The sequence below is a fragment of the Streptomyces avermitilis MA-4680 = NBRC 14893 genome (genome assembly GCF_000009765.2).
Classification (GTDB): domain Bacteria; phylum Actinomycetota; class Actinomycetes; order Streptomycetales; family Streptomycetaceae; genus Streptomyces; species Streptomyces avermitilis.
The window spans coordinates 278,461-294,824 of sequence record NC_003155.5 but is presented as its reverse complement, the minus strand read 5'-3'; the positions used below and the strand labels follow the sequence as shown (position 1 = coordinate 294,824).

The following is a 16,364-nucleotide window of genomic DNA, read 5'->3' as shown; positions in this document are numbered from 1 at the left end:
CGGGTGTTGCCGGTTGTCCGCTCATGTTCCTTGGGGGTCGAAGGGGCGGGGGAGGGGACCGACGCTAGCGGCAGAGCCGGGATGGCGTCGGCGATTCGGCGCGCTACGTCCGATGGGGTGTAGGCGCTGTTGTCGAGAGCAGCACGGCGACGCCTCCGTCCATCAGGTAGGCCGCCGACTCGGGCTGGACCTTGCCCGGCGTCGCGCGGAAGGATCAGATCCGTGTCGTGCGCGGCGTCGGGATGTCCCTCTCCGCCCCTTCCTGCATCCGGTGGAGTTCGGCGAAGAGCCCGTCGATCCGGAGGAGTTCGTCGTACGTACCGCTCTCCGCGACCGCGCCCTTCTCCAGGACGATGACTTTGTCGGCGACGCGGGCGTTGGCAAGACGGTGTGTGATGAACAGCGCGGTGCGGCCCGCAGACAACTCCCGCAGCCGGGAGAACACTTGGTGCTCAATGCGGGCGTCCAGAGCCGAGGTCGGCTCGTCGAGGATCAGTACGGGGGCGTCCTTGTGGAAGGCCCTGGCGAGGGCGATGCGTTGCCACTGTCCTCCGGAGAGGTCGTGGCCGCCCCACCAGGAGCGGGCTAGCGAGGTGTCCAGGCCGTCGGGAAGGTGCGCGACGACGGCCATCGCCCCCGCTTCCTCGGCTGCTCGGAGTACGGCGGCGTCACCTTCGTCGCTGGGCATGCCGAGGGTGATGTTCTCGCGGCAGGTCAGCGGCCACCGGGTGTAGTCCTGCGGGACCATGGCGACGGACTTCCACACACTCTGGGGGTCGGCGGTGGCGAGGTCGACCTGGTCCCATTCCACGGTGCCGTGGTCGGGCAGGTACAGGCCGGTCAGGAGGTGGGCCAGGGTGGTCTTTCCGGAGCCGTTCTCGCCGACCAGGGCAACGACTTCGCCCCTCTTGAGTTCGAGATCGACCCCGGCCAGCGCGGGTACGGCGGTACCGGGGTAGGTGTAGGTGACGTTGCGGGCGCTGATGGCGGTGGGACCCTTCGCCGGGGCCAGGGTCGTGCCGCGGTGCGTCCGGAGGCCGTGGGCGGTGCGCAGGAAGACGGTCCAGTCGTCCAGGAACAGGGTCGAGCGTCGTCAGCTCCTTGACGCCGAAGTCCGACGCGGCGCAGAGCCTGGTCGGCGACGTACGGGCGCTCACCCCGCCCCCCGGCACCCACCCGCTGGTGGGCGGCATCGACGCCGAACTGGTCGACGCCAAGCACTCCATCAGCGGCCAGATCCCGCTCGCCATCGGCCTGGTGGTTGTGACCACCTTCGTCCTGCTCTTCCTCTTCACCGGCAGCGTGGTGCAGCCGCTGCGCGCCCTGGCCCTGAACGCGATCACCCTGGTGGCGACGCTCGGCATCATGACCCGGATCTTCCAGGACGGCCATCTCTCCTCCCTGCTCGGCTTCACGGCGCAGCCGATGGAGATGTCGATGACCGTGCTGATGTTCTGCATCGTCTTCGGTCTCTCGATGGACTACGAGGTGTTCGTCACCAGCCGGATCAAGGAACTCCACGCCCCGGGCGAGGACACCGAGTCCGCCGTCACCAACGGCCTCGGGCACACCGGGCGCATCGTCACCGCCGCCGCCTGCCTGCTCGCGGTGAGCTTCTTCGCCTTCGGTACGGCCAAGCTCAGTTTCATGCAGATGTTCGGTCTCGGCAGCGGACTGGCGATCCTGATCGACGCTGTCGCCATCCGTGGTGTGCTCGTTCCCGCCGCGATGCGCCTGCTCGGCGACTCGGCCTGGTACGCGCCCGGCTTCCTGCGCAGATTCCACGGCCGGTTCGGCCTCAGCGAAAGCGCGCCCGAGTCCGCTGCCGAGCCCGAACCCGCAGTCTCACGGGGTTGACCCCGGCCCACAGCGTCCTGCCCTGCGCGGAGTCCGGCTGGGGCGACACCGCTCAGCGGGCCGCGAGCCTGCTGACGAGGCAGCGCCCCCGGCCGTTCTCGGCGTGCGGATGATCCAGGGCGGGCGGCTCCGGCGGGGCGGGCGGCAGCTGCCGCCCGCCCCGCCGGTCCGTCAAGCGAGGACGACGCCGCAGGCGCTCATCAGCGCAGCTGACGGGGGGCGCCCAAGCGGGGTCGCGGCCGGTGAAAGCGACCAGCCGGTCCAGAGGTGGTGCGCTTGCGTCGATGGCGATTTCGGGGCCGAAGGGCATGCCGGGGCCGCGTTGACGTCACCGACGTCCGCTGCTTCCGGATCGCGGGAGCCGAGCTGGCAGTCAGGACGGTGGGCGGCCCGAACGGCACCCTCATCCAGGTGACGGCAGCATGGCCGTGGCTGGCCACCGTCTGCGTAGCGGTCTGTCGGCACAATGTCTAAGCCGGCACTGGGGAACCTGCTGCTGTCCAGTACACCGCACGCGAGCAGATTCCCGCCGCGTGTGCTCAGCCGCTGTTTTGCAAAGGAGCAACCGCGGCTCTATAGACGTAGGCAGCACGTTCATGACCAAGCGGCCGTTGCTAGCGGAGGCAGGATTGGCGGGGTGAAGCCGATCGGCTGGTAGCGCATCTTCCCCAAAGCCGTCCTCGTCGGCCGGTCATTCGCCAACCGCGACGACATCGAACACGCCACCACCCTGGTGACCAACCAGCTCAACTCCCGTGCCTGCCACTGCATCTGGGGCAGGTCCACACCTAACTCGTACAGGCGCCGTCATGGGCCCGAAGGCGGGGCGAGACCGTCGAGCTGGTTGATGAAGCGCAGGACCTGCTGCTCGCCGGGGTAGTGGCCGGTCTGCCGGTACAGGGCGAGGGCCTGCTCGTAGAGCTGCTTGGCGGTGTTCAGGTCCGCGCGGTCCTGAGCGACCATCCCCAGGTTGTTCAGCGCAGCGGCCTGGCCGGAGGCATTGCTGGTCTGTTGGTAGAGGGTCAATGCCTGCTCGTAGCGCTGCTTGGCGGTGACCAGGTCCCGGCGACCGCGGGCAACGCTCCCCAGACCCATTAGCGCCGTGGCTTGGCCGGGTCGGCTGCCGGTCTGCCGGTAGAGGGCCAGGGCTTGGTTGTGGTGCTGCTCGGCGGTGTCCAGGTCCCTACGGCACCAGGCCAGGTGCCCTAGGTTGTCCAGTGCGTGTGCCTGGCCGAGGCGGTCGCCGGTCTGCCGTTCGAGGGCCAGGGATTGCTCGAAATGCTGCATGGCGGTGTTCAGGTCCCCGCGGTCTTCAGCTACATGTCCCAGGTTGTCCAGCGCGGTGGCCTGGCCGGAGCGGTGGCCGATCTGTTGAAACAGGGCCAGGGCCTGGTTGTGGTGCTGCTCGGCGGTGTCCAGGTCCCCACGGTCCCGGGCCAGCTTCCCCAGATGGTCCAGCGCGGTGGCCTGGCCGGAGCGGTCGCCGATCTGCTGGAAGGAGGCCATTGCCTGCTCGTAGTACTGCTTGGCGCTCTCCGGCTTTCCGCGGTCCCGGGCGACGTTCCCCAGATTGCCGAGTGCGGCGACCTGGCCGGAGCGGTGGCCGATCTGCTGGTAGAGGTTCAGGGCTTGGTTGTGGTGCTGCTCGGCGTTGTCCAGGTCCCCGCTCTCCTTGGCAACCATCCCCAGCCTGTCTAGTGCGCTGGCCTGGCCGAATCGGCTGCCGGCCTGCCGGTACAAGGTCAGGGCTTGGTTGTGGTGCTGTTCGGCAGTGTCCAGGTCCCCGCGCTCACGGGCCACATTTCCCAGGTTGTTCAGTGCGAGGGCTTGGCCGAGGCGGTTTCCGGTGTGCTGGTAGAGGGTCAGGGCCTGCTCATGGTGCTGATGGGCGGTGTTGAGGTCCCCGCGGTCAAGAGCGACATATCCCAGGTTGTCCAGTGCGTCGGCTTGGCTGGCTCGGTCGGTGAGGTCGAGGGCCAGGTCGAGGGCGGCTTGGACGTACCGCTCGCTGAGGGCGCGCTGGTGGGCCGCTTCGGTGGCGGCCTTCAGCGAGATCTGGACCGCTGCTGGTGCGGGGTTCGGGTGTGTGGGCAGACCGGGGCCGGATTGGGCTCTGATTCGGGCCAGGCGCGCCTGCCGAAGCAGGAGGTTGATACGGCATCGAGCGTTGGGACAGTTCCGGGCAGCCTGTAGACCCTGCTTCAGCGCCTCTTCGGCGGCGTCGAGGTCGTCGCGCAGCAGCGCGGCACTCGCGTACACGGCGTGGAGCAGGGCTTGTTCGTGCCTGCCGGGTTCGCCGAGTGTGCCGGCCAGGCGGACACCCTGCGTGATGAGGGCATCGGCGCGGGCATAGTTGCTGGTGAGGAAGGCGCCGGTGGCTTGGAGACGCAGCAGGGTGACGGGGCGGATCTGGGCCGTAGTGGTGGGGGTGAGCGGGATCATCGGGAGCCGGTGAGCGGTCGTATCGGTCGGATGTGGAGCCGGTGCGGTGGCGTCGGCGGCCAGATGGCGTGCAGTGTCGACGGCGGTGTCGAGGGCGGGCAGGTCACCGATGCAGCAGACGGCACGGGCTAATGCGAGAGCCAGGTCGGCGCGGTCGGCCGGTTCGGTGATGCCTCCAGGGGTGTGAAGTGAGCGGCGCCAGAAAGCCGCGGCGTCGTCGTAGCGGTCCTCGCGCCAGGCCAGCTCGCCCCGCATCCAGGCCACTTGTGCCTGCCCGAAAGTGTCGGGCACTTGCTGGTAGTGCCGGTCGGCGTCGGCGGCCAGACGGTCGGCCTGGTGCAGGTGGCCTTGCAAGAGCGCGATGTGGGCCTGGGCATGGAAGGCCAGTGCCAACGCGGGGTGGGGCACGGTCGGCTGGGCCGGTTCGGCGGCCGCGACAGTCGCGGTCTGGGCCAGTGTGAACGCATCACCGAGACGGCCGTCGGTGACGGCTGCCAGGACGGCCTGTTCCCATAGCCGGCATCTGGTGGGAGCGGCGTCTCCGGCGGCGAAGCGGTGGTACATCTCCTCGGCAGAGAGTCTCCCCTCGGCCAAGGCGGCGTAGAACTCGGCAGCGGCCCGGTGCCAGCGCGGGAGCTGCCGGCGGTCGGGGATCCGGTCGCGGTCGGCGCGGGCCAGGTGCTCCAGCAGCCATCCCCGAATGGTGGCGTGCATCACCAGACGGGGTGCCCGGTTTGTGGCTGGCGCGGTCTGTAAGAGTTGGTGGCGAGCCAGGGCAGTGAACCAGCCGGCGCTTAGCGGGGTGTCGGCCACCAGGCGGGCCAGCGCGGGCTCGGTGATGACTCGTAACACGCAGGCGGCCTGTACCAGCATGCGCTGCTCGGCCGAGAGCCGACCCAGAATGTTGTCCACCAGCCAGGTCGACGTCGGCTGCCCCGCCGCCTGATCCAGCCACGCGCCCTCACCGCCGATTCCGCTCTGGCAAAGGTCAGCGATGGCGGCTGCGATCAGTGGCATTCCGCCGGACATCATGTAGGCCTGTCGCGCCGGCTCCAGGCCCAGGCCCAAGGCGGCAAAGTGGTCGACGACGTCGTCCTGACTCCAGGGTGAAAGTTCCAGCTCCTGCCAGGCCGAATCGGGCAGGCCCGTCATCGTCAGCTGGTCCTGCCCCGCAAGGATCACCCGCAGCCGGGCAGACACGTCCAGCAGCCGGACCAGCATGTCCCGCACGAACCAGTCTCCGACGCCGATCGCCGTGCGAGCCCGGTCTTCTCGGGCGGCATCGTCGAACACATACAGCAACTCCGTTGTATCCACCACCAGCAAAACCGGGCGGCGCACCCGTGCGGCGATGCTCAGCATCGCCTGCACCCACGCCTCCCGGCGTTGCGCGGTAGGCGCGGCCCCGTCGGCGACCGCCGAGACACCGGTGATCTGCCCGTGCCCTCGGGCGATCATGGTGATGGTTGCGGGGTGCTCCGCCCCGATAAGCTCGGCCTGCCGGCGCAGGCGGCGTCGGCGCCACCAGGGCCCGGCCGTGGACAGCTGGATGGCCAGGGACCTCACCAGGCGCAGCACCACGTCGGTTTCCACCGGCAACGGGGCCAGGACCACATCGAGCACGTCCAGCCGGACCGTACGAAGGCCACGCCGGCCGTGGTGCAGCACGTAGCGCAGCAGCGTGGATTTGCCGGTCCCGGACACACCCTGCACTACGAGCACCCGGAGCGGCGAGCTCTCGCCCGTCAGCCGCTCGACCGCGGCCAGTGCCTCCCGGCGATCGGTGAATACCTGAGACACGGTGGTTGGCCCCCCAGCGGTGACAGTCTCTGGCAAGGTGGGACTCCACGCTGGCCATCGGTCGTGATGGTAGGGCGGTAACTGAGATGTCGGATGTGCCTTTGCGGCGACGGACACGTTGGTGTATTGCCGCGTCGGACCATCACAGGGGGTGGCCATGTACATGCCAGGTCCGAAGGTCACGGCGGCGGTCGGAGCGGTGCTGTCCGCCGCCACCGCGGTGGTGACCAACCTGGTCACCACCCGGTGGAGCCCGGCCCTGATCGCTGCGGCCGTGGTCCTCGTCATCGCCGGTGCCGCAGCAGCCGCGGCTTCCGCCGCACACGGTCGGTCGGATTCACCGCCGACTGCCCGGCTCACAGCCCGGCGTCGCGGCCACCTCGACCGCATCCGGGTCGCCCACGGCGCCGACGCCGCAGTGCGCATCGAAGCCACCGGCAGTGCAGCCGAAGTGTCGAACCTGGAAGTCAACATCGACAACGCCGAGGCCATCGCCAAAGCAACCGGCAGAGGCACGATCAGCAACTCCTCAATCGTGCAGAGGAATTCCTGACCTCCGGGCGGCTTGGCCCAGGGGTCTTTACCGGCATTGCGCTTCACTGCTGCCACGACCAACAGCGCGCGCGTCCGCTCCTGACTGCGCCAGCCATCGACTCCCAGGGCCTATGGGCGCATATCATGCGGAGGTTTGCCAACCTGGCGGCCCCGCACCCTCGGCGAGTTGGAGACTCTGCTCCGTAGATGGCTCAAGGCACTGCAGTACCGGCCGGCATCCCCGGCGGATTCCTTGCCTGGGACGGGCCTCGCTCTCGACAGACCCTAGAACGCCGAAGTCAGTAGCGGCCGAGCGCCGCACTCGGCGGATGGGGTCTGATCGCCGCGGGCGCTGACCAGCCTCCACGCCGGTACCCGACGCTCCGCCAGTACGGCGTTTCCTTTAGCGTCCTGGCATGGCAACTGAGAACTGCCGCCGTGATCTCACTGCCATCTGCAAGGCCGCGGACAGCGGCTATCTTCTGCAAGTGGTCCGGGATGACGGCTTCGAGCCCCTCGCCGAGAAGCACCTCTCACACTGGCCCGACTGGCCGACATTCCCGGTCGACGCCGCGCATGCGGCGGGGTGCGAACTCATCATGCTCGGCTACGTGATCTGGCCTGACACTGTCACCCCTGACTCGCTGATCGGCTGGCGTGCTGTACCGGATCAGCAGGCATGGTCGGCGAAGGTCGGCACCTTCGCCCAAGTGCAGGCCGCCGGAATCTGACGGACGGCGGCTTCGAGGTCTTGGGCAGCGGACGGGGCATCGCACCCAACTGAGCACGCATCTGGCCAGTCGGCACAGCCAGTGCCTCACGCACGGGATCTTCGTCAGGGTCGGCACCGTAATGGCCCGCGGGGGTGGCGAGACTGCTGATCTTCTCCAGGTCCTCGGCGATCACCCACCCACAACACGCCCCACAGAACAGGGCTCTCGTGCCCGAGACGAGTGCGCCGACCGTGATCAGCGCGGTCTCGGGGAGCCGCATGTGAACCTTGCTTCGCTCAGGCCCACGAGTTGGTGGGCCGCCGAGTAACGGGCGCAGCCCAAGGGCACGGTGAGCACGACCGCGCCACCGCCAGGACGAGGTCGGCTTCCGCATCCGTCGGGTACCCGGGGTACGCGGGAGCACGGCAGCGAGCCTCCTGCGCGGTCTGTCCGGGACGGCGGGGCCTGCCGAGGAGGGCCCATTTACCGCCTGTCGGACCGGCGCGCGGCCCCGGCCTCGCGGGCGGTCCATGAGAGCCGGGCGAGATCGGCGCGCGCGACGTGTGGTTTCCGCCCTGCCGCCCACCCTCGTTCGGCTTCTGCCGCCTCGCGACCGCCAATGCTGGTTACGTCGTGGGCTATTCGCAGTGGATCACCGCGCCGGCAGGTTCTCGCCCCCAGTTCAATGTCGCTGGCCAGGCCTTCACCGTCTAGGCCCGCGCCACTCAGCGCGAGGTCCGTACAGACGTCTATGCCACCTTGCTTGCCGCCCCCAGCACCGCCGGAGAAGGGGAGCTCTGAGCAGCCATCTGCTTACCGCTCGAGAGGCTTGGTCAGTCGAACAGGCTTCCTGTTCGGGTGTTTCCGCGGCGATGAATTGACCGCGCTTGTTCGCCAGTGAGCCGAGATGGCGAATCGGGCTGCCCGGCGTAGGTGGGGAGGGACCGGGGTTGCTGGGCGAGGTGGCGTTGCAGGTCCAGGTGGCGGAACTGGTACACCGCCCCAACCTGCCGCAGGACACCACGATGCTGATGCGCATCCTGGAGGAACGTCATCAAATCCCAAGGCGCTCGGCGCCACATTGCCAAATAAGCCTTGGCTATCACCCAGTCGCCCCATGCTGTCTGTTCAAGGGAGGCCCCGAGCCCGAACGCGAGCCCGAACGCCTGCCCGAACGCGAGTCCGTCCTCAGCCCCGAATGCAAGCCAGCTCACCAACCAACCTATGAATCCGCCCACGAATCCGGCCCCGAGCCCGTACGCGAGCCCGCCTCCGAGGAAGGTGCGGAGATCCTGGATGAGTAGTGTCGCAGGGCCGATCATGGTGGTTAGGGCAGGCTTCTCGCCTGTGAGTCCGAACGTGAGTCCGCACGCGAGTCCGGCAATGAGTCCGAGCGCGAGCCCGAACGCGAGCCAGCCCACGAATCCGTGCTCGCCGGGCAAGATCCCGGTCGCGAGCCAGGCTCCGCGTTCGCCCGCGATCCCGAGCCCGAACGCGAGTCCGCCCACGAGTCCGAGGGCAAGCCCGGCCCCGAGCCAGCCCGCGAACCTGCGGCGCGACCAACGTAGCCGTGTACTTGGAATGTTTGAGGGGGCGGACCCAAGCCCACCACCTATAAGTCCGTACGTGAGACCGGCCGCGAGCCCGATCCCGGCCGCGAGCCCGAGGCCGACCCCGTACACGAGCCCGAGCAGGAGCCCAGGCCCGAGCCCGACCATGAGCCCAGCTGTCAGGCGGCGGATGTACGCGGGGTTGGCGTGGTGAAGTTCCCACCAGGCAAGGTCCGGGCTGCCGTTACGGTTGGTCTCCAGGTGTCGGGCGAGGAAGACCAGGGTGCGGTAGGCCTGGGATGGAGACCACCGGAGGGGGTTCGGTTGGTGGCGGGTGTAGGCGGCGGGGATGTAGGCGTTGAACAGGTGGGTATCGAGGGCGGCGCGGGTGGGGAAGATGGTGGTGTCGTACAGCTCGTCCGGGTGAGGGACGGGGGCGGGTGCGCCCAGGATATCGGGGCGTGGGTTGTAGATGGTGCGGGCCAAGAAGAGGCCCAGGGGGGTGCTCAGGGCCTGCCCGACGAGGGTGTTCGTGCCCAGGTGGGCGGCCACGCTGTTCCAGCGGTCGGCGGCGGGGGTGTGCTCGCCGCCTGCGTCATGGCGCAGGTAGGTTGCGGCCTGGTCGGCGGGCAGGGGCAGCAGATGGATCCCGGCGGCGCCGTTGAGCGGTCGCACCAGGACTTCGGACCGGGCCAGTGCCTCCCGGTAGGCGGCGGCGCGGCTGGCCAGCACCAGGGGTTGTTTCGCGGGCAGGGCCTGGTTGAGGGCGTCGAGGGCTATCGCGTGAAGGGCAGGAGGGAGCTCGTCGAAGCCGTCGACGAGCGGCAGGATCCGCCGGGTATCCAGCAGCGCCTGGGCCAAGTCGATCTGGCCCGCCTGGGGCGCGGCCGAAGGGGCGGGGGCACGTAGACCGGGGTAGGTGTGTCTTAGCTGGTCGGCCAGCCAGCTCTGCAAGGGTCGGTGGGTAGGGTTCCAGGAGGCCAGGGAGAACAGCACCGGCACCGGGCCATCGTCGGGTCGCTGTGCGATCAGGTCGTGGAGCAGGCGGATGAGCAGCATGGATTTGCCGGAGCCGGGATCGCCGAGGACGACCAGGCGGCGGGTGGGTACCCGCTGGGCAAACACCTCACCGATCTGCGCATCAGCGCCCGCCAGCCCGGCGGCATCCGTAGGCCATTGGGCGGGATCACCGGGGGGACCACCGGGCCAGCCCCGCGCTACGTCGGCCAGCAACGTCCAGGGCTGTACCAGGTCTGCATCAGCGGCCCGCCAGGCGACCGGCAGTGGGTATGGGTCGTTCAAACGGCGGACCGACGCCTCAGCGTCCCACTGTTTCTTCACCGCTTCCGCCAACTGGTCGACAGCCGTCCCCAGGCTCATGGCGGTGACTTGGTCGCGGTCCTGCTGGAAGGCCTTCCAGGCCAGATAGAAGCCTCCCAGCGCTGTCAGTAGTCCCATCCCCACTGCGGCCACGCTCTGGCCGGAGCTCTGCGCCAGCACTAACGCTCCGCCCGCTCCAAATACCAGCAATGACAAGTAGCGCATGCCCACGCGCTTGGGGCCCCGCCCGCGTCCGCCATGTCTCACAGCGAGTAATCATGCCGTAACTCATTCCCGTCAGGGCGCCGTTCCCCGAACGTCGCCGTTGAGCTGGTTTTGACCTCGTCATTGAGCTCCTTCACAGCCGGGATGTAGATCGGCTCCGGCAAGAGCGACGCCACCGACTTGTCCAGTCCTGTCGGCAACGGCTCATCGCCCACGGTGAAGTCCTCATCGGCGAGGGCTGCGACGATCTCGTTCCACGCGCGCCTGACTGCTGCGCGGGTGATCTTCCCCGGCAGGGTCGCATGAGACGGGGGCTGTCGGGCCGGGTAGGGGGTGGTGGGTGTGGTCGGTGTGGAGAACGGACCACGGGGTCCGGTGTTCTTCTCCTTCGAGCCGGCCGGAATCGTCCCCGACATCGTCTGCCTGTCCAAGTCCATCAGCGGGTACGGGATGCCCATGGCCCTCACGCTGCTGCGTCCCGAGTACGACGTGTGGAAGCCCGGCGAGCACAACGGCGCCTTCCGCGGGTACAACCCGGCGTTCCTCACCGGGGCCCGGGCGCTGGAGGGGGCTGCTCTTCGGCCGTGCGGGCGCGGGCCCGCGAGGTGTGCGATGCGGCGTACCGGGGAGGCCTGCTGCTGGAGACGGCCGGGTCCAACGACGAGGTGGCCACGGTCCTGCCGCCGGTGACCGTGGCGGACGAGCAACTGGAACTGGGCCTTGGGGTACTCGACGAGTCCGTGGCCTCGACGGTCGGCAGGCGGGCCCTCGCGGCCTGAGCGGAGCTGGGCACCGCACCTCTTGGTGCACGACCCTCGCGCGGCGAACCGGCCACGGGGCCGGCGAAGAACGGCCGCGGGGCTGGCGAAAGGGAGAACGGATGTCGGTCGACCTCGTCGGCTTCCTCGGCGTAGTACTGGTGGCGTATGTGGTCCCCGGCCCGGACTTCCTCGTGGTGGTGAGGTCGGCCACCGAGCATCCCGCCAAGGGCCGGGCCGCGGCGCTGGGCGCCCAGAGCGGACTGTGCGTGCACATGCTCGCCGCCGCGGTCGGACTGTCCCTGATCGCTGCCCGCTCCCCGGCGGTCTACGACGCCATCAGGCTGCTGGGCGCGGCCTATCTCGTCTACCTGGGCGTCCGGGCAGTGCTGGCCGCGCGGCGGGCCGCCCGTGAGCGGGCCGCTGGGCGGGAGGCGGTCGGCGGCGTGGAGGACGGCACTGACCCGCGAACTCCGGAGGAGGAGGCGCCGGCCCACGGCCGTTGGCGGTCCGGCTTCACCCAGGGTTTCCTCACCAACGTGCTCAATCCCAAGGCGGCGCTGTTCTTCCTCAGCATCCTGCCGCAGTTCGTCCACGGCGGCGGCTCGACCTCGCGGCAGATCTTCTTCCTCGGCACCCTGGACATCGTCATCGGCGTCGCCTACTGGTTCGCCCTGGTCGCCGTCGCCGCGCGGCTACGGGCGTTCCTCGCCCGCCCGAAGGTCCGCCACGGCTGGGAACTGACGACCGGCTGGCTGTTCATCGCCATCGGCATCGGTGTCGCCGCGGCAGCCTGAGGTTCCTGACCGACCGGGACGGGTCACTGCCCCCGCCGCGGGTCTGCTGCACGATCGGGTGACATCTGAACTGGCTTGCCCTGTGAGGCGGGTGGGAAGGATGTCGCTGTGCCCAAGCCTTATCCGGAAGAGTTCCGCCAGGACGTCGTGCGGGTCGCGAGGAACCGCGGGCCGGGTGGCCACGCGCCGGTGACGGAGAATGGGAGTGCCCGGGGCGGCCGACGCGCATTAGCCGATGCTGCGGCCGTCCCGGGGCCCGCTACCGTCAGGCGCCGATGCGGCCGCCGATGCGCGGACGGTCTTCACCCTGGTGCAGTCGAGCAGGCAGTCGATGTGCGGAGAGCGGCCGCGGCTCGGCGAGGGCCTCCAGGAGGACGTCCTCGGTGTCGATGCCGCAGCACCGGGTTCCTCCAGCTGACGTCACCGCGCCTCCACGAGTGACTCTCCGTGCGTAGATCACTGCCGGCTCCAGGGCCGTAGAGGACGAAGCTGCCCGGAACGCTTTGCGTCCCGGGCAGCATGTGTGGGTGGCATTCGTGAAGTTCCTGGGGGAGTTGCAGGCTTGAGCTGCGGCCGTTGGGTGCGCTCATTCGGCGGTGCGGCGGTATTCGGCGTTGGTGCGCTGGGCTTCTTCGAGCTGGTCTTCGAGGATGATGATGCGGCAGGCGGCCTCGATGGGGGTCCCGTGGCCGACGAGTTCGCGGGCGCGGGCGGCGATGCGCAGCTGGTAGCGGGAGTAGCGGCGGTGGCCGCCTGGGGAGCGGAGCGGGGTGATGAGGCGGGCGTCGCCGATGGCGCGGAGGAAGCCCTGGGTGGTGCCGAGCAGTTCGGCGGCCCGGCCCATGGTGTAGGCGGGGTAGTCGTCGTCCTCGAGTCGGTTGTGCGAGTCGTCTGCTGTCATTGCACCTCTCTGTGGAACGCGTGGAGGGGCCCTGGTGCCGTACTGGCACCAGGGCCCCGAAGGAACTGCTACACCATCTGCCGGCCCTGGTACTGCGCCGGCTTTCTGTTTCCGCTGACCCGACCGAGTTGCTGTCGGGGGTGCGGGGATCGCGGTTGCTTGACCGGAGACCACCTCACTATCGATGTCCTGCGGTACCCGGGCTCAAGATTTCGGCCCGGGCGATCCTGATGGCGTCTGGCTCCTCCGTTCTTCCCTCGGTGATCAACTGCTCTTTATGCGGGGTACTGCGTACTGCTGGTACTGCTGGTACTGCGTACTACTGGTGATGGGGACTGCTCAGTGGCCTGTGACAGCGCCGCTCTTCGGCAGCCAGCCCCGTCGCCCGTCTTGCGTCTGCTCTGGCTTAGAACCCCACTGCCGAACCTCCCGGTGCGCGCGTCCGCAGCCGACGCCTTCACCGAGGTGCTGCTCACTGACTTCACTGCTGGGTACTGCGAACTGCACTTGCGGGTACTGCCACTGCGGTACTGCTCACGGCGGCCCCTGATCACTGCGGGCCACCCGGTCCGGTCGTCAGTCCCGTCGCCGTCCTCCAACAACCTGGCTTCGAAACTCCACCACCGCACCGTCCTGCGAACTGCAACTACGGGTACTGCTGCCCGGCAGTTCGTCTCTGCCAGGCCCTGCGGTCTCTCTTGGCTACGAGAGAAACCATAACCACGCCACCACCCAATGTCTACTCCGGCCAACATAGATTTTGCATGTTCGACGGGTGAGGTAATCGCCCTCGCACAGCGACGGGGCAAGCGGCTCCGACAGCGGGGACCGGGTCGCTGGGGCGAGGCCGGCCGGTCCGGCGGCGCGGGCGGGGGATGAGCACGAGCAGGTCCTCCAGGTCGCGTTGGACAGACAGACTGCACCCCGCACTGCCGGGAGCGGCGGGCGGGGCGCAGGACGGGAAACCTGATATGGGGTCAGGCCGGGCCGGGGCTGGTAGGGGTGTGCTGAGGGGCGGGTGCGAGGTGTCGGGCTCCGGTGCCGGGGTGCCGTGCAGGTGGGTGCCGATCCTTGTGCCGTCGGACGATCGCCGGTCAGCGGGGCGTGGGGGCGGGTGACGGCTGGCGGCCGCGGCGAGCGGCGGCGTGGGCGTGAGGACGGCATACAAGTTCAACAGGTCCGCTGCGCGTGCAGTCGCCGCTGCGTCGCTCGCTTGGCGCACCGTGCGGGCCCCAGCAGGCGTCAACCGCCGGGCTCCGACGCCGCCCATTTCGGTGATCTCCGGCCCGAAGACCACCGACGTCGACGGGTCCGTCGCCAGACTCGCGATCGTGCCTGCCCCGAACACCCCTGATCTCCCCTCCGAGCACTCCCCTGACGGGGCAGGCACCGGCCGGGTCCGGTTCCCGCTCGTGCAGTGGGTGCTCGCCCCGCGCACGACGTGGCAGGCGCGGCGCCTGGCCGCCGACTTCGGTGAGGGGATGGACGCCCGGACCGCGTGGGTGATGGCACGCCTGGCCCGTCATCCCGACGAACGCGACTACGCCATGGCTCACCTGGACGACGAACGCCGCATTGCGGACTGAGGGGAGCGCCGGTTCAGGCGCCCGCCTCTGGCCGCCCGGTTCCCTCGCTGGCTGTGGCCTTGCTGGTGTCGGCCGCAGCGGTCTTCCTCGTTCAGTCAGAGGGCGTGTCCGAGGAAGTACATGGCGATGATCCCGGCGCCGATGAACGCGCCCCAGCCCAGGGCCAGAACGACGATGTTGGAGTCGGTCCGTGGCGGGCCGAGGGCCGTTCTGGCAGGTGTCGGCCCTCCTGTGGGGAGGGTCGGGAGGGACGGCGCGGCCCGCCCAGGTGACAGCACGCGGGCGGGGTTAGAGGTGGGGCCTCCACGGGGGTTGGAAGATCACCGCCGTCACAGCATTGCACTGGATTCGGCCAGACAACAGGGTTGTGGCTTAAATCAGTCACATGACGGGTACGGGTACGTACCCGTACCCTTGCGGGGATGGGAAGGAGCACGATGATGTCCGATGCCAACGTCCGTATCCCCGAGGAAGCCAAGGAGCGGCTGGCCGCTATAGCTGCTGCGGAGGGCTTGTCGCTGCGCGCGTATCTCGCCCGTCTCGCTGAGACGCTGCTGACTCCGGCCGAGCGGGCCGAGCGGGCGGAGAAGGCCCTGGCCGCGTTGAAGGAGTGGAACGGCTACGCGCCGACCGCTGCCGAGGAGCAGGACCTGGACAGCGTGCTGGACCGGCGCCTGGCCCAGGCGACCGGCCGGTGAGCGACGCTGTGCACATCGTCCTGGACGACACCGCGATGGCCGCAGCCGGCCAGGGCAACGTCCTTGCTTCCCGTCTGATCCACCGCGCCCACGCTGAATCAGGCTGGTTCCTGTACGCCCCGGCGTGCGCGTTGGTCGAAGCCGACCGCGCCCGGCCCGGCACGGCCGAGCACCTGGCTTCCCTTCCCGGCATCACCGTCCTCGATCTGGACCTGGCCGCCGCCCTGGCCGTCGCGCGGCAAAAGACGTGGGCTGCCGCGCACAGTCAGTACGCGGCGCAGCCCACCCCGGAGCGTCCCGACGGCGCGATCATCGCCACCACCGCCCCCAACCGGTGGAAAGGGGAGCCGGTCCGGGTTCTGGACCTCACCCCCTGATCACAGCAGCAGAAGCAGCCCAACTGGGGTTCCGGGTACGGCGCCCCGACCTCGCCGACTTCTGGATGCCCTCCCGCCGGGACGCTTACGAGCGGATGATCGCCGCCCACGGACGCATCCCGACGAACTGCCAGGCCTGCGCCCGGACGGTGCGCGCGCAGAAGAAGACAGGATGACTGCCACGTACCAATCACTGGCCCCGGTGGTCCGTGCAGGGGCACCGGAGCAACTACGTCCGGCCGCACTGCTACTGCGCCGCCTGCATGGGCCTTGGTCTCCGCATCGGCGCCTTCGGGCCTGCCGTCGACGAAGAGGGCAACACCGTTCCCGGATCCCGGGCCGTCTACCCCTGGTCGGCGCTGCCCGCGGTCATCGGCGGCGATGTCGATCGCGACGAGCGGCCCTTCGCCTGGTTCACGCACTTCCTTGAGGCGGCCGGGCCCGTCGTGGTCGACGAGGGGGACGGCGAGAATCTGTGGCCGCGCGGGATTCAGCACGACGACGCCTTGTTCTGCGAAACCGGCGTCACCGGAGAGTTCGGCCTCGCCGACGGCGTCGCGGCGACCCAGTTCCAGCCGGGCGCGGGGCGGACCGCCCTCCACCTCGGCCGGCACCCCGTCGAACAGCTCCTGCCCAGCTGGGATCACCGCGTCTTGCGCTTCCCAGGGCAGATCGGAGCTGTCGAAGTAGAAGATGTCGTAGTCCTCAAGGACCACTTCTGCTGCTCCTCCGTGCCCTCGCACACTCTCCCCGGTGATGGGCACGCGCAAGAGGTCCGAACGGGTGACAGGGCGTAGCTACGGGCT

The 16,364-nt window shown here is 69.2% G+C and carries 14 protein-coding genes and 2 pseudogenes; 9 read left to right on the top strand and 7 right to left on the bottom strand.

The genetic code is table 11. The features are described 5' to 3' along the window. Window positions 1-214: 214 nt before the first annotated feature. Complete coding sequence (locus tag SAVERM_RS01705; protein WP_202497609.1) at window positions 215-934, bottom strand: ABC transporter ATP-binding protein; 720 nt, start codon at window positions 932-934, stop codon at window positions 215-217. Window positions 935-1,074: 140 nt separating this feature from the next. On the opposite strand from SAVERM_RS01705, the pseudogene SAVERM_RS01700 reads away from it, so the two are divergent. Further along, window positions 1,075-1,857, top strand: a pseudogene (locus SAVERM_RS01700) (MMPL family transporter); the annotation flags it as partial. 807 nt (window positions 1,858-2,664) lie between these two features. Here the strand turns inward: SAVERM_RS01700 and SAVERM_RS01690 are convergent. After that, window positions 2,665-6,135 (bottom strand): tetratricopeptide repeat protein, encoded by a 3,471-nt coding sequence (locus SAVERM_RS01690; protein ID WP_037652988.1) that lies wholly within the window; start codon window positions 6,133-6,135, stop codon window positions 2,665-2,667. Window positions 6,136-6,298: 163 nt separating this feature from the next. Between SAVERM_RS01690 and SAVERM_RS42875 the strand changes: the two genes are divergently transcribed. Both SAVERM_RS42875 and SAVERM_RS01680 read left to right on the top strand, forming a co-directional pair. After that, window positions 6,299-6,652: a hypothetical protein gene (locus tag SAVERM_RS42875; RefSeq protein ID WP_137951551.1), complete on the top strand. Its 354-nt coding sequence runs from the start codon at window positions 6,299-6,301 to the stop codon at window positions 6,650-6,652. Between the two features lie 397 nt (window positions 6,653-7,049). Further along, window positions 7,050-7,364, top strand: a complete 315-nt coding sequence (locus SAVERM_RS01680) for a hypothetical protein (protein WP_010981684.1) — start codon at window positions 7,050-7,052, stop codon at window positions 7,362-7,364. Between the two features lie 815 nt (window positions 7,365-8,179). Here the strand turns inward: SAVERM_RS01680 and SAVERM_RS01675 are convergent. Both SAVERM_RS01675 and SAVERM_RS42970 read right to left on the bottom strand, forming a co-directional pair. After that, window positions 8,180-10,396, bottom strand: coding sequence for an NACHT domain-containing protein (locus SAVERM_RS01675; RefSeq protein ID WP_010981683.1), 2,217 nt, complete (start codon window positions 10,394-10,396; stop codon window positions 8,180-8,182). 83 nt (window positions 10,397-10,479) lie between these two features. Then, a complete protein-coding gene (locus tag SAVERM_RS42970) occupies window positions 10,480-10,899 on the bottom strand; it encodes a hypothetical protein (RefSeq protein ID WP_162604334.1) in 420 nt (139 codons plus the stop codon). On the opposite strand from SAVERM_RS42970, the pseudogene SAVERM_RS44155 reads away from it, so the two are divergent. Together SAVERM_RS44155 and SAVERM_RS01660 are read left to right on the top strand one after the other, a co-directional pair. Beyond that, window positions 10,820-11,220: pseudogene (locus tag SAVERM_RS44155) on the top strand (diaminobutyrate--2-oxoglutarate transaminase); the annotation flags it as partial. The gene SAVERM_RS42970 and the pseudogene SAVERM_RS44155 overlap by 80 nt on opposite strands. Before the next feature lie 101 nt (window positions 11,221-11,321). Beyond that, a complete protein-coding gene (locus SAVERM_RS01660) occupies window positions 11,322-11,996 on the top strand; it encodes a LysE family translocator (RefSeq protein WP_010981681.1) in 675 nt (224 codons plus the stop codon). Window positions 11,997-12,261: 265 nt separating this feature from the next. Here SAVERM_RS01660 and SAVERM_RS42565 read toward each other — a convergent pair whose 3' ends face one another. Next, a complete protein-coding gene (locus tag SAVERM_RS42565; RefSeq protein ID WP_154696705.1) occupies window positions 12,262-12,420 on the bottom strand; it encodes a hypothetical protein in 159 nt (52 codons plus the stop codon). 162 nt (window positions 12,421-12,582) lie between these two features. Further along, a complete protein-coding gene (locus tag SAVERM_RS01655; RefSeq protein ID WP_010981680.1) occupies window positions 12,583-12,897 on the bottom strand; it encodes a MerR family transcriptional regulator in 315 nt (104 codons plus the stop codon). 1,331 nt (window positions 12,898-14,228) lie between these two features. On the opposite strand from SAVERM_RS01655, the gene SAVERM_RS01650 reads away from it, so the two are divergent. Next, window positions 14,229-14,483 carry a hypothetical protein gene (locus SAVERM_RS01650; RefSeq protein ID WP_237528689.1) on the top strand — a complete coding sequence of 85 codons (255 nt, stop codon included), beginning with the start codon at window positions 14,229-14,231 and terminating at the stop codon, window positions 14,481-14,483. Window positions 14,484-14,578: 95 nt separating this feature from the next. Here the strand turns inward: SAVERM_RS01650 and SAVERM_RS42115 are convergent, their stop codons facing one another. After that, complete coding sequence (locus SAVERM_RS42115; protein WP_137951555.1) at window positions 14,579-14,761, bottom strand: hypothetical protein; 183 nt, start codon at window positions 14,759-14,761, stop codon at window positions 14,579-14,581. 162 nt (window positions 14,762-14,923) lie between these two features. Here SAVERM_RS42115 and SAVERM_RS01645 point away from each other — a divergent pair, with 162 nt between their 5' ends. The 3 genes from SAVERM_RS01645 to SAVERM_RS45455 all read left to right on the top strand — a co-directional run bounded on the left by SAVERM_RS01645 (window position 14,924) and on the right by SAVERM_RS45455 (window position 16,355). Further along, complete coding sequence (locus SAVERM_RS01645) at window positions 14,924-15,181, top strand: hypothetical protein (protein ID WP_037653012.1); 258 nt, start codon at window positions 14,924-14,926, stop codon at window positions 15,179-15,181. Next, entirely contained in the window at window positions 15,178-15,558 is a 381-nt protein-coding gene (locus tag SAVERM_RS01640) for a PIN domain-containing protein (protein ID WP_174514675.1), read from the top strand. The genes SAVERM_RS01645 and SAVERM_RS01640 overlap by 4 nt, the downstream gene beginning before the upstream one ends. Before the next feature lie 263 nt (window positions 15,559-15,821). Continuing rightward, a complete protein-coding gene (locus SAVERM_RS45455) occupies window positions 15,822-16,355 on the top strand; it encodes a hypothetical protein (RefSeq protein ID WP_154696704.1) in 534 nt (177 codons plus the stop codon). Window positions 16,356-16,364 lie beyond the last annotated feature (9 nt).

Bases quoted from the DNA above. Each gene is read 5' to 3' on its own strand.
- SAVERM_RS45455 (WP_154696704.1), top strand. From the start codon at position 15,822: ATGGGCCTTGGTCTCCGCATCGGCGCCTTCGGGCCTGCCGTCGACGAA.
- SAVERM_RS01645 (WP_037653012.1), top strand. From the start codon at position 14,924: ATGTCCGATGCCAACGTCCGTATCCCCGAGGAAGCCAAGGAGCGGCTG.
- SAVERM_RS01680 (WP_010981684.1), top strand. From the start codon at position 7,050: ATGGCAACTGAGAACTGCCGCCGTGATCTCACTGCCATCTGCAAGGCC.
- SAVERM_RS01655 (WP_010981680.1), bottom strand. From the start codon at position 12,897: ATGACAGCAGACGACTCGCACAACCGACTCGAGGACGACGACTACCCC.
- SAVERM_RS42970 (WP_162604334.1), bottom strand. From the start codon at position 10,899: ATGGGCATCCCGTACCCGCTGATGGACTTGGACAGGCAGACGATGTCG.
- SAVERM_RS01660 (WP_010981681.1), top strand. From the start codon at position 11,322: ATGTCGGTCGACCTCGTCGGCTTCCTCGGCGTAGTACTGGTGGCGTAT.